General features: G+C 68.2%; 12 protein-coding genes. 8 read left to right on the forward strand and 4 right to left on the reverse strand.

The window, feature by feature from the left end; genetic code table 11:
• Positions 1-12 precede the first annotated feature (12 nt).
• From K7G19_RS15820 to ttcA, 3 genes are all read left to right on the forward strand, one after another.
• Entirely contained in the window at positions 13-858 is an 846-nt protein-coding gene (locus K7G19_RS15820) for an SDR family oxidoreductase (RefSeq protein ID WP_149317217.1), read from the forward strand.
• A 109-nt stretch (positions 859-967) separates the two neighbouring features.
• A complete protein-coding gene (locus K7G19_RS15825) occupies positions 968-1360 on the forward strand; it encodes a dihydroneopterin aldolase (protein ID WP_006575896.1) in 393 nt (130 codons plus the stop codon).
• A 161-nt stretch (positions 1361-1521) separates the two neighbouring features.
• Positions 1522-2499 (forward strand): tRNA 2-thiocytidine(32) synthetase TtcA, encoded by a 978-nt coding sequence (gene ttcA, locus K7G19_RS15830; RefSeq protein WP_226108069.1) that lies wholly within the window; start codon positions 1522-1524, stop codon positions 2497-2499.
• Positions 2500-2642: 143 nt separating this feature from the next.
• On the opposite strand, the gene K7G19_RS15835 is transcribed toward ttcA, so the two are convergent.
• Positions 2643-3539, reverse strand: a complete 897-nt coding sequence (locus K7G19_RS15835) for a DUF6279 family lipoprotein (RefSeq protein WP_150082773.1) — start codon at positions 3537-3539, stop codon at positions 2643-2645.
• Between the two features lie 290 nt (positions 3540-3829).
• Between K7G19_RS15835 and glmU the strand changes: the two genes are divergently transcribed.
• Positions 3830-5203 (forward strand): bifunctional UDP-N-acetylglucosamine diphosphorylase/glucosamine-1-phosphate N-acetyltransferase GlmU, encoded by a 1374-nt coding sequence (gene glmU / locus K7G19_RS15840; protein ID WP_149317214.1) that lies wholly within the window; start codon positions 3830-3832, stop codon positions 5201-5203.
• Positions 5204-5328: 125 nt separating this feature from the next.
• Complete coding sequence (glmS, locus tag K7G19_RS15845; protein WP_149317213.1) at positions 5329-7167, forward strand: glutamine--fructose-6-phosphate transaminase (isomerizing); 1839 nt, start codon at positions 5329-5331, stop codon at positions 7165-7167.
• Between the two features lie 129 nt (positions 7168-7296).
• Here the strand turns inward: glmS and K7G19_RS15850 are convergent, their stop codons facing one another.
• Together K7G19_RS15850 and K7G19_RS15855 are read right to left on the reverse strand one after the other, a co-directional pair.
• Entirely contained in the window at positions 7297-8745 is a 1449-nt protein-coding gene (locus K7G19_RS15850; RefSeq protein ID WP_226108070.1) for a heavy metal sensor histidine kinase, read from the reverse strand.
• On the reverse strand, positions 8745-9431 hold the full coding sequence (locus tag K7G19_RS15855; protein ID WP_149317211.1) for a heavy metal response regulator transcription factor: 687 nt from the start codon (positions 9429-9431) through the stop codon (positions 8745-8747). The genes K7G19_RS15850 and K7G19_RS15855 overlap by 1 nt, the downstream gene beginning before the upstream one ends.
• A gap of 451 nt (positions 9432-9882) precedes the next feature.
• On the opposite strand from K7G19_RS15855, the gene K7G19_RS15860 reads away from it, so the two are divergent.
• From K7G19_RS15860 to K7G19_RS24970, 3 genes are all read left to right on the forward strand, one after another.
• A complete protein-coding gene (locus tag K7G19_RS15860) occupies positions 9883-11853 on the forward strand; it encodes a copper resistance system multicopper oxidase (protein ID WP_226108071.1) in 1971 nt (656 codons plus the stop codon).
• A 47-nt stretch (positions 11854-11900) separates the two neighbouring features.
• Positions 11901-12965, forward strand: coding sequence for a copper resistance protein B (locus K7G19_RS15865; protein ID WP_226108072.1), 1065 nt, complete (start codon positions 11901-11903; stop codon positions 12963-12965).
• Between the two features lie 257 nt (positions 12966-13222).
• A complete protein-coding gene (locus tag K7G19_RS24970; protein WP_255650794.1) occupies positions 13223-13354 on the forward strand; it encodes a hypothetical protein in 132 nt (43 codons plus the stop codon).
• Between the two features lie 92 nt (positions 13355-13446).
• Here the strand turns inward: K7G19_RS24970 and K7G19_RS15870 are convergent, their stop codons facing one another.
• Positions 13447-14193 (reverse strand): dienelactone hydrolase family protein, encoded by a 747-nt coding sequence (locus tag K7G19_RS15870; protein WP_226108074.1) that lies wholly within the window; start codon positions 14191-14193, stop codon positions 13447-13449.
• Between the last annotated feature and the right edge of the window lie 46 nt (positions 14194-14239).

Consider the following 14239-nt stretch of genomic DNA (forward strand, 5'->3'; position numbering starts at 1 on the left):
GCGATTGTAGCAATGCCAGATTTCACTTCTTCCGACGCCGCGCCCGGTTCGACGACGGCCTCGTCCTCGGCCTCGTCGACGCAGGCGGTCGCGCCCGGCCCCAGCCGCGGCATTGCGCTCGTGACGGGCGGCGCCCGCCGCATCGGCCGCGCGATCGCGCTGGAACTGGCGGCGCGCGGCTGGGATATCGCGGTGCACTGCCATCGCTCGCGTGACGAGGCCGAGGAGGTCGCCGGACAGATCCGCGCGCTCGGCCGCCGCGCCGCGGTGCTGCAGGCGGACCTGGCCGACGAGGCGGCGACCGGCGGGCTGATCGCCGCCTGCACCGCCGCCCTCGGCACGCCGACCTGCCTGGTCAACAACGCCTCGCTGTTCCAGTACGACGTCGCCACCAGCTTCTCCTACGGCTCGCTCGATACGCATATGCGCACCAATGTCGCCGCGCCGCTGCTGCTGTCGCGCGAGTTGCACCGGGCGCTGCCGGACGATGCGCGCGGCGTGGTGATCAACCTGCTGGATCAGAAGCTCGACAACCTGAACCCGGACTTCCTCTCGTACACGCTGTCCAAGGCCGCGCTGCAGACGGCGACGATGCAGCTGGCCCAGGCGCTGGCGCCGCGCCTGCGCGTGGTCGGCGTGGCGCCGGGCATCACGCTGGTGTCGGGCGACCAGTCCGGCGGCGGCTTCAAGCGCGCGCACCGGATGACGCCGCTGGGCCAGTCGTCGACGCCCGACGATATCGCCCAGGCCGTGGCCTATCTCGCCGAGGCCCGCGCGGTCACCGGCACTACGCTGTACGTGGACGGCGGCCAGCACCTGATGCCGCTGGCGCGCGACGTGATGTTCCTGACCGAATGACTTCCCTGGAGCCGCGGCCGCCTGTACCATCGGCGGCCTTTGCCGGTTCCAGATTCCCGATTTCCGGCTCCCTTCTCTCCCCCGTCTCCCCTTTCTCTCCCACGCCGCCATGTCCGCCGCTCTTTCCCATCCCAGCCTGCAAGACTGCCGCCGCATGTTCCTGCGCAACTACGAAGTGCAGATCAACATTGGCGTGCACGAGTTCGAGAAGAAGGGCGAACAGCGCGTGCTGATCAATATCGACCTGTACGTGCCGCTGGCGGAAAGCACGCCGCACGACGACAAGCTGCACGAGGTCGTCGACTACGACTTCATGCGCAATACCGTCGCCGAGCGCATGGCGCTGGGCCACGTCCACCTGCAGGAGACCCTGTGCGACGACGTTGCCCGCGCGATGCTGCGCCACCCCAAGGTGCGCGCGGTGCGGGTGTCGACCGAGAAGCCCGACGTGTATCCGGATTGCGATTCGGTCGGGGTCGAGGTGTTTCATATCAAGAGCTAGGCCGGCGATCGGCCCGCCGTCGAGCCGGGCGCCAGGCTTGCCGCTGGGTCGCGCGTCTTCGTGATGCCCCCGGCACTTGATGCAGCCCCTGGGGCGCTCCGCTAAAATACCCGGTTCGATTGCGCCCGAACGGCGCCCCGCCCGTTGCCTTCCCTCCCGCCATGACCGAAACCACCCACTCCAGGAACTTCTACCGCCTCGAGACCTATCTGCAGTCGCAGACCGGCCGCGCGATCGGCGACTTCAAGATGATCGAGGACGGCGATACGGTGCTGGTCTGCCTGTCGGGCGGCAAGGACTCGTACACGATGCTGTCGGTGCTGATGGCGCTGCAGAAGCGCGCGCCGATCGACTTCAAGCTGATCGCGATGAATCTCGATCAGAAGCAGCCGGGCTTCCCCGAGGACGTGCTGCCGCGCTACCTCGACAATATCGGCGTGCAGTACGTGATCGTCGAGGCCGACACCTATTCGATCGTCAAGGAGAAGGTGCCGGAGGGCAAGACCACCTGCTCGCTGTGTTCGCGGCTGCGCCGGGGCGTGATCTACCGGACCGCGAAGGAGCTGGGCGCCAACAAGATCGCGCTGGGCCACCATCGCGACGACATCGTCCAGACCTTCTTCCTGAACATGTTCTTCGGCGGCAAGATGAAGGCGATGCCGCCGAAGCTGGCCACCGACGACGGCCAGCACATCGTGATCCGCCCGCTGGCCTATTGCTCGGAGAAGGACATTGCCGCCTATGCGCGCGCGATGGAATTCCCGATCATCCCCTGCAATCTGTGCGGCTCGCAGGAGAACCTGCAGCGCAAGAAGGTCAAGGAAATGCTGCTCGAGTGGGAGCGGCAGAATCCGGGCCGCATCGACAATATCTTCTCGGCGCTGAAGAACGTGGTGCCGTCGCACCTGGCCGATACCGAGCTGTTCGACTTCAACGGCCTGGCGACCGGGCTGGCCAAGGTCGACGAGGCCTCGCTGTTCGGCGACTCGACCTTCTCGCAGCAGCCGCTGGTGTTCGCCGGCGGCAGCGCCGAGAACCGGATGGAATTCGTCCGCTTCGAGAGGCCGGGGGGGCGGGGCGCGCAGGCCGAGGGCGCGGCGGTGGCCACCACTGCGGCGGCCGCGTCGGCGGCGGAATAAGGCCTCGGGGACTCGGCACCGGTTCGTTCAGGCTTCGGCGGTCCAGCACCGGTTCGTTCAGCGCGCCTTCGGGCTCCTGCGGGCTCTCTGAGCTCGCCTTCCGCTCTCCTTCGGCTTTCCTTCGGCTTTCCTTCGGCGCCGCCTCAGTTGGCCGCGCGCGACGGCACCGTGGCCGGCTGCCGCGGCGCCTCGCGCATCAGCGACTGCGTATCCTCGATCCACTTCTGGAAGCGCTCGACCGCGTGGCGCTTCTGCTCCGGCGTGGTCATGTTGGCGATCTGCGCCGCCACCGTCAGTCCGGCCTCGGTATTGGCCTCGTAGCTGACGCGGCGCTCGCGCGTCGGCGGCGCCTGCCACTGGTCGCCGAAGCGCTGCAGCAGCGCGATCACGCGGGCCTTGGGCGGGTGTTCCGCCTGGACCTGCCGGACCAGCGCCATCCAGGCCTGCTGGCGTTTCACCCGTTCGCCGAAGCGCGACTCGGCGTTGTCGACCACCGGGCGGAGCGCGGCGCGGATCGCGTCCTGCTGCTCGCGCGAGAAGCGCCCGTAGATCAGCGTGGCCCACTCCATCACCTTGTCGTAACGGGCCTCGAGGCGATCGTCGGGGCTGCCGCGCAGGAATTTCCTGCGGTACTTCTCGTTGCCGTCGGCGAACTTGCGCTCCATCCGCTTGATCTGGTCCGGCGTCAGTGTCAACAGCAGATCGGCGACATCCGGGATCGCATGGTCGAAGGCGACGCGGGCCATCCGTTGCGTATCGTCGCGCACGCGCTCCAGCTGGGCCTCGGTCACCGGCCCTTGCACCTCGCTCTTGGCGCGTTGCAGCAAGGCGGCGATCTCGGGCAGCTGCTCGCGCCGGTGCCAGGCGAAGAAGCGGGCGATCGCATCCCGGGTCTGCGGCTCCTGGTCGTCGGTGACGTCGACATAGTTGTCGATCCACCAGTAGGCCAGGTGGTCGCCCTGCTGGTAGCCGAGCTTCATCGCATTGCAGGCGGTCAGCAATACCAGCATCCCCGCCGCGATCAGTTCGCGCCACCGCACATTGTGAATTTGCGCAACAGCCGTCAAGCGGCGGATACCCCCCATGCTAGAATCGCCGGACGCGCCAACGGCAGCTCTCCGCCGCCCGCCAGGCAAGGTCTGGCAACGGTTTGCGGACGATGGCGGGGTGCCGGCGACGGCTTCCGCATGGCTCCGTCCATGGCGGGATGAGGCCGATGAACGGCCCACCGTCCGCCAGTTGCGCCAACGCCCCGCTGTCACGTCGGGGCTGGTCGCGCGTCTTTCCGATCCGGATGTCAATTCGGGCGCACTCACTTAGGAACCTCCTCGTGAACATCGTCATTCTCGCCGCCGGCATGGGCAAACGGATGCATTCCGATTTGCCGAAGGTGCTGCATCCGCTGGCCGGCCGGCCGCTGCTTGCTCATGTGATCGATACCGCGCGTACGCTGTCGCCGACGCGGCTGGTGGTGGTCGTGGGCCATGGCGCCGAGCGGGTACAGGCCGCGGTCGCCGCGCCCGATGTCGCCTTCGCGCTGCAGGCCCAACAGCTCGGAACCGGCCATGCGGTGATGCAGGCGCTGCCGCTGCTCGATCCGGCCCAGCCGACGCTGGTGCTGTACGGCGACGTGCCGCTGACCCGGGCCGACACGCTGGCCCGTCTGGTGGAAGCCGCCGGGCAGGACCGCTTCGGCATCCTGACCGTCGAGATGGACGATCCGACCGGCTACGGCCGTATCGTGCGCGACGCCGCCGGCAGCATCGCCCGCATCGTCGAGCAGAAGGACGCCAGCGAAGCCGAGCGCGCGATCCGCGAGATCAATACCGGCATCGTGGTCTGCCCGACCGCGAAGCTGACCGAGTGGCTGTCCACGCTGCGCAACGATAACGCGCAGGGTGAGTACTACCTCACCGATACCGTCGAGCGCGCGGTCGCCGATGGCGTCGAGGTCGTGTCCGCCCAGCCGGGCGCGCTGTGGGAGACGCTGGGCGTCAACAGCAAGGTGCAACTGGCCGAACTCGAACGCCTGCACCAGCGCAACCAGGCGATGCGCCTGCTGGAAGCCGGCGTGACCGTGCTCGACCCGGCCCGGATCGATATCCGGGGCGAACTGACATGTGGCCGAGACGTCACGATCGACGTGGGATGCGTGTTCGAGGGACGGGTTCACCTGGAAGACGGCGTGCAGATCGGTCCTCACTGTGTGATCCGGGATAGCCGCATCGGTTCCGGGGCACGCGTGCTGGCCTTCTGCCATCTGGAGCAGGCGCAGGTCGGCGCGGACGGCCGGATCGGGCCCTATGCCCGGCTGCGTCCCGGCACCGAACTGGGCGAGGACGTCCATATCGGCAACTTCGTCGAGGTCAAGAACAGCCAGATCGCCGCGCACAGCAAGGCCAACCATCTTGCCTACGTCGGCGACGCCACGGTCGGCTCGCGCGTCAACATCGGCGCCGGCACCATCACCTGCAACTACGACGGCGTCAACAAGCACCGCACGGTGATCGAGGACGACGTCTTCATCGGCTCGGACTCGCAGCTGGTCGCGCCCGTCACGGTACGCCGCGGCGCGACGCTGGGCGCCGGCACCACGCTGACCAAGGAAGCGCCGGCCGACCAGCTGACGCTGTCGCGCGCCAAGCAGACGACCATCCCCGGCTGGCAGCGGCCGGTCAAGCAGCCCAGGCAGGGCACGAAGTAAGATAGGCGCACCGCGCTGGCCGGCGCGCAAGGCCCGGGGCGGGCGGCACAAGCGCCCGCCAGCCAGGACATCGAACAAAGCATCAACGCAGGCGGTCACGAGCCGCGGCACCCAGGGAGAGCAACATGTGTGGCATCGTCGGCGCGGTTTCGACGCGCAATATCGTTCCGGTTCTGATCGAAGGCCTGCGCCGCCTGGAATACCGCGGCTATGACTCGTGCGGCGTGGCAGTGGTCCGCGAGGACACGCTCGAGCGCGCCCGCACCGTGTCGCGGGTGGCGGACCTGGACGAGCAGACGCGCGGCTCCGGCCTGTCCGGCACGATCGGCGTGGCCCACACGCGCTGGGCCACGCACGGCAAGCCCGACACCATCAACGCCCACCCGCACTTCTCCGGCGAGACCATCGCGCTGGTGCACAACGGCATCATCGAGAACTACGAGCCGCTGCGCGACGAATTGCGCGCCGCCGGCTACGGCTTCGATTCGCAGACCGATACCGAAGTGGTCGCCCATCTGGTGCACCAGGCCTACACCTATCCGAGCAGCGCCACGCGCGGCGACCTGTTCGCCTCGGTGCGGGCGATCACCAAGCGCCTGCACGGCGCCTATGCGATCGCCGTGGTCGCCAAGGACCAGCCCGACTGCGTGGTCGGCGCGCGCGCCGGCTCGCCGCTGGTCGCGGCGCTCGGCGAAGGCGAGGCCTTCCTCGCCTCCGACGCGCTGGCCGTCGCCGGCACCGCCAACCGCGTGATCTATCTGGAAGAGGGCGACGTGGTCGAGGTGCGCCGCGACGCGATCACGATCCACGACGTCAACGACGAGCCGGTCGAGCGCGAAGTGCGCGTGGTCGAAGCCCATGCGGCGGCCGTCGATCTCGGCCCGTACCGGCATTTCATGCAGAAGGAAATCTTCGAGCAGCCGCGCGCGCTGGCCGACACGCTCGAGGGCATCGAAAGCATCGAGCCGAGCCAGTTCGGCGAACGCGCCGCGCAGGTGTTCGCCAATATCGACAGCGTGCTGATCCTGGCCTGCGGCACCAGCTACTACTCGGGCTGCACCGCCAAGTACTGGCTCGAAGCGATCGCCCGCATCCCGACCCAGGTCGAGGTCGCCAGCGAATACCGCTACCGCGAAACGGTACCCAATCCGCGCCAGCTGGTGGTCGTGATCTCGCAATCGGGCGAGACCGCCGACACGCTGGCCGCGCTGCGCCATGCCAAGGGCCTGGGCCACGAGCACACGCTGTGCATCTGCAACGTCGCCAGCAGCGCGATGGTCCGCGAAACCGAGCTGCGCTTCATCACGCGCGCGGGCACCGAGATCGGCGTCGCCTCGACCAAGGCCTTCACCACGCAGCTGGCCGCGCTGTACATGCTGACGCTGGCGCTGGCCAAGCTGCGCGGCACGCTGTCGGAGGAAAGCCAGGCCAGGGCGCTGGCGAACCTGCGCCACCTGCCGGCCGCGCTGCACGGCGTGCTGGCGCTGGAGCCGCAGATCATCGCCTGGTCGGAGGACTTCGCCCGCCGCGAGAACGCGCTGTTCCTCGGCCGCGGCCTGCACTATCCGATCGCGCTGGAAGGCGCGCTGAAGCTGAAGGAAATCTCGTACATCCACGCCGAGGCCTATCCGGCCGGCGAGCTCAAGCACGGGCCGCTGGCGCTGGTGACCGAGGCGATGCCGGTGGTCACGGTGGCGCCGAACGACGCGCTGCTGGAAAAGCTGAAGTCGAACATCCAGGAAGTGCGTGCCCGCGGCGGCCGGCTTTATGTGTTCGCCGACGCGGACACGCACATTACGTCGACCGACGGCATCCAGGTGATCCGCCTGCCCGAGCACTACGGCGACCTGTCGCCGATCCTGCATGTGGTGCCGCTGCAATTGCTGGCGTATCACACCGCGTGCGCGCGTGGTACCGACGTCGACAAGCCGCGCAATCTGGCGAAGTCGGTGACGGTGGAATAAGGAAATCGGCAAGGCGTTGCCCTCAGCAAAAAGGGCGCTGCGGCACCGGCCGCAGCGCCCTTTTTCTTTGCCCGTCAGCTGGTCCGCGGCGGTCGGTCCTCGGTCAGCCCTCGGTCAGTCCTCGACCCATCACTCCATCCGCTTCGGAAACCGCAACGCAAACCGCGTCTTCCCCCGCTCGGACCGCACCGCGATATCCCCGCCGTGCGCCAGCATGATGGCCCTGGTGATCGACAGCCCCAACCCCACGCTGTCCGACTCCGGCCTCGTGCGGGACTTGTCCCCACGCGAGAAGCGATCGAAGATCGAGGGCAGCAGGCTCGGGTCGATCCCGGCGCCGTCGTTCTCCACCGCGACCTCGACGTGTTCTCCGGCGTCCGCCACGTCGACGACGATCGTGCCGCCAGGCGGCGTATAGCGCAGCGCATTCGAAATCAGATTGCTCAGCGCCCGCCGCAGCATCAGCCGGTCGCCCTGGATGCGGCCGTCGCCCCGCAGATCCAGTCGCACCGCCTTGTCCTCGGCCAGCGCCTCGTAGAAATCGAACAGCGCCCGCACCTCGTCGGCGATGCGGATCGCCTCGGTGTTCGGCAGATCGAGCCCGTGTTCCATCTTGGCCAGGTACAGCATGTCGGACACCATGCGGGCGAGGCGCTGCAGTTCCTCGGCGTTCGACGCCAGGATGTCGCGGTAATTGCCGGCATCGCGTGGCTGCGACAGCGCGACCTGGGTCTGCGTCATCAGGTTGGTGATCGGCGTGCGCAGCTCGTGCGCCAAGTCGGACGAGAATTCGGACAGCCGGCGGAAATCGTCCTGCAGCCGCGCCAGCATCGCGTTCAGGTTCGCCGCCAGGTCCGCCATTTCGACCGGCACCGCTTCGACGGGCATCCGCTCGTACAGCTTGCTGCCGGTCACGGTCTGCGCGCGCGAGGCCATCGTGCGCAGCGGCGACAGCCCGCGGCGCGCCGCCCACCAGCCGAGCACGCCGCTGGCCAGCGCGGCCAGCGCGATATAGAACACCAGCGACTGGCGGAACGCGTGAATGAAGTGATCGTGGATCTCTGTGTCCATGCCGACCAGCATGCGCAGCGGCTCTCCCGTGCCCGGATCGCGCACCGTGCGGACCATGCCGCGATACAGCTGGCCGTTCTGCCGCCATTCGAGCCCATTGCCCTGCGAGCCGTCCGCGCCATCGGCACCGTCCGCAGCGTTCGCACCGGCCGCGCCGTCCGCATCGAGGCGCGCCCCCGCATCCGTCCGCGCCGCCGCCTCGAGCGCCGCGCCGAAATCGAAGCCGGGGCTCGCAAACAGCGGCTCGCCTCGCTTGCCTTGCACATGGATCAGCAGGCCGCCGTGGTGCTTCTGCGCGTCGGCCAGCCGCGCCGCGATGCCGTCGGACGGGCCCGTCGCCACGATCCGTTCGACCATGCGCAGATTGTCCCCGAGCAGCGCGTAGTCCTGATCGGCGAAGTGCCGGTCCATCGCCCAGAAGATCAGCCAACCCAGGCCCAGCAGCACGCAGGCGGAGGTCAGCGAGAACAGCGCGGTCAGCCGGGCCGTCAGCGAGAGGCGCGGCATCAGTCGCCGTCCTCCGGGTTCTCGAGCACGTAGCCCATGCCGCGCACCGTCTGGATCAGCTTGATGTCGAAGTCGTCGTCGATCTTGGCGCGCAGGCGGCGGATGGCGACGTCGATCACATTGCTGTCGCTGTCGAAGTTCATGTCCCAGACCTGCGAGGCGATCAGCGAGCGCGGCAGCACCTCGCCCCGCCGGCGCGCCAGCAGTTCGAGCAGCGAGAATTCCTTGTTGGTCAGCACGATGCGGCGGCCGGCGCGGGTGGCGCGGCGGCGGGCCAGGTCGAGCACCAGGTCGGCGATCTGGATGCGGTCCAGCGCTACTTGCGTGGCGCCGCGGCGCAGCAGCGTGCGGACGCGCGCCAGCAACTCGGCAAAGGCAAAGGGTTTGACCAGATAGTCGTCGGCGCCGAGCTCCAGGCCCTTGACGCGATCGGCCACGCTGTCGCGCGCCGTCAGGAACAGCACCGGGACCCGGTTGTCGGCGGCCCGCAGCGTCTGCACGATGCGCCAGCCGTCGACGTCGGGCAGCATCACGTCGAGCACGATCAGGTCGTACGGCTCGGTCATGGCCAGATGCTGGCCATCCAGGCCGTTGGCGGCCAGGTCCACCACGAACCCCGCCTCAGTCAGCCCCTGCCGCAGGTATTCCCCGGTCTTGGCCTCGTCTTCGACTACCAGCAATTTCATCGGCGCTTCCTGCTTGCTACTCTCTGCTTCCCGTTTCCCGTTTCCCGCTTCCCGCTTCCCGCTTCCCGCTTCCCGCTTCCCGCTTCCCGCTTCCTGTGCCGCGCGTCGGGCTTCGGCTTCCTGTCTTCCCCGTCTCGCTGTGGGCTGTGCCCTTCGCGCGCCGCCGGCCATCGGCGCCTGGCGCAACCGTCGCGATAGTGTAGGACGAGGCGGCCCAACATGACGCCAACCTTACCGGAATGTAATGTCGGGGTAATTGGTTGGTTACTGCCTGGTCCTTATCCTGCCGAGGCCATTTGCGATTGACGATTACCGATTGAAGCGTCTCCGACGCCGATCGTGCGATCGTCGACGCGGGTGGTCGACGCCGATCACAGACGCCGATCACAGACGCCGATCACAGACGCCGATCACAGACGCCGATCGCCGATAGACCACAAGGACCGCCTCCATGCCCCGCATTGCCCCAACCACCCTGGCCCTGCCGCCTCATCTGTCCCGCCGGCGCTTCGTGCAAGGGCTGGTCGCGGGCGGCGTGCTCGGTGCACTGTCCGGCGTGCCCGGCGCGGCATGGGCGCAGCACGCGGACCGTCCGGGGCGGGCGGGCAGCGGCAGCGCGCCGGTACTGACCGGCACCGAGTTCGACCTGTTCATCGAAGAGGCGGTCGTCAACTTCACCGGCAAGCCCGCCATCGCCCACACCATCAACGGCATGCTGCCGGGCCCGACGCTGCGCTGGCGCAAGGGCGATACGGTGACCATCCGCGTGACCAACCGCCTGCGCGAGCCGACCTCGATTCACTGGCACGGCATCATCCTGCCGTTCGAGATGGACGGCGTGCCCGGCATCAGCTTCCCCGGCATCGCGCCGGGCGAGACCTTCACCTACCGCTTCAAGGTCGTGCAGAGCGGCAGCTACTGGTACCACTCGCACTCGGGCTTCCAGGAGATGACCGGCGTCTACGGCGGCCTGATCATCGACGGCGACGACGATCCGATCCGCGCGGACCGCGACCATACCGTGCTGCTGTCCGACTGGACCGACGAGGACGGCATGCGCGTGCTGTCCAAGCTCAAGACCCAGAGCGACTACTACAACTACAACCAGCCCACTGTCGTCGACTTCTTCCGCGATGTCGCCAACGACGGCATCAAGGCCGCCGTCGACAAGCGCCGCATGTGGAACCAGATGCGGATGAGCCCCACCGATCTGGCCGACCTGTCCGCGCATACGCTGACCTACCTGACCAATGGCGTGACGCCGGCCGGCAACTGGACGGGCCTGTTCAAGCCGGGCGACAAGGTTCGGCTGCGCTTCATCAATGGCAGCGGCAATACCTTCTATGACGTGCGCATTCCGGGGTTGAAGCTCAAGGTCGTGCAGGTCGACGGCCAGAACATCGAGCCGGTGACGGTCGACGAATTCCGCTTCGGTCCCGGCGAGACCTGCGATGTCCTGGTCGAGCCGCGCGACGAGGCCTACACGATCTTCTCGCAGTCGATGGACCGCACCGGCTACGCGCGCGGCACGCTGGCGACGCGCGAGGGGCTGCAGGCCGCCGTGCCCGCGCTGGACAAGGCCCAGTGGCTGACCATGACGGACATGATGGGCGACATGGGGGCGGGTGGGATGGCTGGGATGGCTGGGATGGCTGGGATGGCTGGGATGAGCCATGGCGGCGGGCACAACCACGGCGCCATGCATGGCACGCACGGGACGAACAGCGAGCGCGGCATGCACAGCACGCATGGCGCGCATGGTACGCACGGCACGCATGGCATGTACAGCATGCACGACACGCACGGGGCGCACGGCATGCACCACGGCGGCATGGCGATGGACCACGGCCAGCACGCCATGCCGACGGCGCCGGCAAACGGCTCGCTGAAGATCCCCAGCAGGACCGCCCGCCACGCGCGCACCGAATACGGCCCGAGCACCGATATGCGGGTCGACATGGCACGGACCAACCTCGACGACCCCGGCATCGGGCTGCGCAACAACGGACGCCGCGTGCTGACGCTGGCCGACATGCGCACGGTCGGCGGTCCGATGGACCCGCGCGGGCCGAACAGGGAAGTGGAACTGCACCTGACCGGCAATATGGAGCGCTACACCTGGTCCTTCGACGGCCTGGAGTTCGGCAAGTCCACGCCGGTCCATTTCCGCCACGGCGAGCGGCTGCGCGTGATCCTGCATAACGACACGATGATGACCCACCCGATGCATCTGCACGGCATGTGGAGCGAGCTGGAGGCGCCGGACGGCTCCTTCCAGGCGCGGCGGCACACGATTCCGGTGCAGCCGGCCCAGCGCATCAGCTTCCTCGTCACGGCCGATGCGCTCGGCCGCTGGGCCTGGCATTGCCATCTGATGATGCATATGGACGCAGGCATGTTCCGCGAAGTGCTGGTGGCCTGACTGGCCCGATGTTCCATCCAAATTCCAAGACGCACGGGGCCCGAGCCATGCCATCGAACATACTTCTTGCCATCCTGCTGGCAGCCGCCGGCATCGGGGCTGCTTGGGGGCAGCAGCCGCACCAGCACGATCACGGTGACCACCAGCAGCATCAGCAGCACCAGCAGCACCCGCAGCACCCGCAGCACCAGGAGCATCAGCAAGACCAGCAGCACCGACAGGACCAGCAGCACCGACAGGACCAGCAGCACCAGGAGTATCAGCAAGACCAGCAGCACCGGGAGCATCAGCAACACCAGGAGCATCAGCAGCATCAGCACGGCAGCGCCGCGAAGCCGGCAATGGACCACGGCGACATGAAGATGCAGGGCGGCAGCGCGCCGCCCGATGCCCGCGATCCGCACGCCTATTCCGGCGGCCATCGCCTCGGCGTCGGGCAGTACGCGCTCGGTCCCCATCGGCAGCTGCATATGGCCGACGAGCACCTGTTCGGCTCGGTACTGGTGGACCGCCTCGAATGGGCGCGCGGCAGCGACACCAACGCGGCCGCCTACGAGGCGCAGGCCTGGTTCGGCGGCACCTATGACCGGCTGGTCATCAAGGCCGAGGGCGAGGTCGAGCGCGGCAAGGTCCACGAGGCCCGCACCGAACTGCTGTGGGGCCACGCCGTCGCCAGCTATTGGGACACGCAGCTCGGCATCCGCAACGACGCCGGCCACGGTCGCCCCGCACGCAACTGGCTCGCATTCGGCGTGCAGGGGCTGGCGCCCTACTGGTTCGAGCTCGACGCCACCGGCTACCTCGGCACCGAAGGGCGGACGGCGCTGCGGCTGTCCGCCGAGTACGAGCTGCTGGTCACGCAGCGCCTGATCCTGCAGCCGCGCGTCGAGGCCAATTTCTACGGCAAGAACGACCGCGAGGTCGGTGTCGGCAGCGGCCTGTCCAACGGCGCGGTTGGCGTGCGGCTACGCTACGAGTTCAGCCGCCAGTTCGCGCCGTACATCGGCGTCGAGCGCTACCAGACGTTCGGCAATACCGCCGACATGGTGCGCGCCTCCGGCGGCCGCAGCGGCGAGACGCGCTTTGTCGCCGGCGTGCGCGTCTGGTTCTGAGCCGCTCGCCGACAACGGTCCGCGGCCTGCTGCGCGGCCCCGACAGGTCCGCCGAACAGGTCCGGTAGAGGTTCCGTTTGCAGCATTGACAATACCTCGTGCAGATTCTGCGACATCGACTGCCTTACCGAAGCGGATGACGCCTACGCTGCGCACGATAGGTCTCCCCACGCCGGTATCACGCCCGATCGGCGCGCTGGCACGCTCGATGCATCGGTTCGAGTCCGGACGTCTTGTCCGCACATCCGGAGACCATCATGACTCAGCAACAGCAAGGCCAAGGCCAGAAGAGCGGCAGCAAGCAGCAGCAACAACAGCAGCAAAGCAAGGGCGGCCAGCAGCAGCAAGGCGGCCAACAGCGCGAGCGCAAGCAGCAGCAACAGAAGTAAGGCAGTGCGGGAGGATGCGGCGGCGAATGCCCGGAGGGCTTCGCCGCCTGCTTTTTTTTTTGCGGGCGGCAAGAAGACACCTGCCGTCGCCGCTAGCCTTTCGCCCCCAGCTGCTCCGCCAGGAACGCCTTCATCGCGGCCCAGGAGCGCCTGTCGGCCCGCGGGTCATGGACGATGCCGCGCTCGGGGAAATTCGCGCCGGCGAAGGTGAAGGCGTGGCGGGCGTGGCCGTAGGCGTGCAACTGCCAGTCCGCTCCCGCGTCGGTCAGTTCCCTGGCAATGGCCAGCACATCGGCTGGCGGCGCGACCGGGTCTTCCCAGCCGTGCAGCAGCAGGACGCTCGCGGAGATTGGCCGCTGCGGGCCGATCCGTGGCGGCTGCAGAACGCCGTGGATGCTGATGGCGGCGACCAGGTTCGGCGGCGCCGCGCGTGCCAGGTCCAGCGCGCACAAGCCACCGAAGCAGTAGCCGACCGCGGCGATGCGGCGCGGGTCGACGCCGGGAAGCGCCGTGGCGGCATCGAGTCCCGCCAGCAGCCGCCGCTGCAACAGGGCACGGTCGGCCAGCATCGGATTCATCAGATGCGAGTTGTCGCCCATCGGGTCGCCGCGCACGCCCTTGCCATAGACGTCGGCGGCGAAGCAGACGTAGCCCAATGCGGCGAGCCGGTCGGCGCTGCGCTTGATGGGCTCGCTCAGGCCGCTCCACTCGTGGGCCAGCAGCACGCATGGCGCGGATGGCCCGAGGCCGGCGGGCCGGGCCACGTAACCCTCGAAGGTTGTCGCGCCGTCGGTGTAGTCGACGAGCGTTCGTTCCAGCGCAATCTCTTCAACGTCCATACGTCCCTCCTGTCGAGTGCCGCAGGATGCCGCGGCGCGGACGCGC

Origin of the sequence: Cupriavidus sp. DB3, assembly GCF_020418465.1 — a bacterium.
GTDB lineage: Bacteria > Pseudomonadota > Gammaproteobacteria > Burkholderiales > Burkholderiaceae > Cupriavidus > Cupriavidus cauae.

Excerpts from the sequence above, each read along its gene's own strand:
- K7G19_RS15855 (WP_149317211.1), bottom strand. The coding sequence starts at position 9,431 with ATGAAATTGCTGGTAGTCGAAGACGAGGCCAAGACCGGGGAATACCTG.
- K7G19_RS15820 (WP_149317217.1), top strand. The coding sequence starts at position 13 with ATGCCAGATTTCACTTCTTCCGACGCCGCGCCCGGTTCGACGACGGCC.
- K7G19_RS15825 (WP_006575896.1), top strand. The coding sequence starts at position 968 with ATGTCCGCCGCTCTTTCCCATCCCAGCCTGCAAGACTGCCGCCGCATG.
- K7G19_RS24970 (WP_255650794.1), top strand. The coding sequence starts at position 13,223 with ATGACTCAGCAACAGCAAGGCCAAGGCCAGAAGAGCGGCAGCAAGCAG.
- K7G19_RS15865 (WP_226108072.1), top strand. The coding sequence starts at position 11,901 with ATGCCATCGAACATACTTCTTGCCATCCTGCTGGCAGCCGCCGGCATC.
- K7G19_RS15850 (WP_226108070.1), bottom strand. The coding sequence starts at position 8,745 with ATGCCGCGCCTCTCGCTGACGGCCCGGCTGACCGCGCTGTTCTCGCTG.
- K7G19_RS15860 (WP_226108071.1), top strand. The coding sequence starts at position 9,883 with ATGCCCCGCATTGCCCCAACCACCCTGGCCCTGCCGCCTCATCTGTCC.
- ttcA (WP_226108069.1), top strand. The coding sequence starts at position 1,522 with ATGACCGAAACCACCCACTCCAGGAACTTCTACCGCCTCGAGACCTAT.
- glmS (WP_149317213.1), top strand. The coding sequence starts at position 5,329 with ATGTGTGGCATCGTCGGCGCGGTTTCGACGCGCAATATCGTTCCGGTT.
- K7G19_RS15870 (WP_226108074.1), bottom strand. The coding sequence starts at position 14,193 with ATGGACGTTGAAGAGATTGCGCTGGAACGAACGCTCGTCGACTACACC.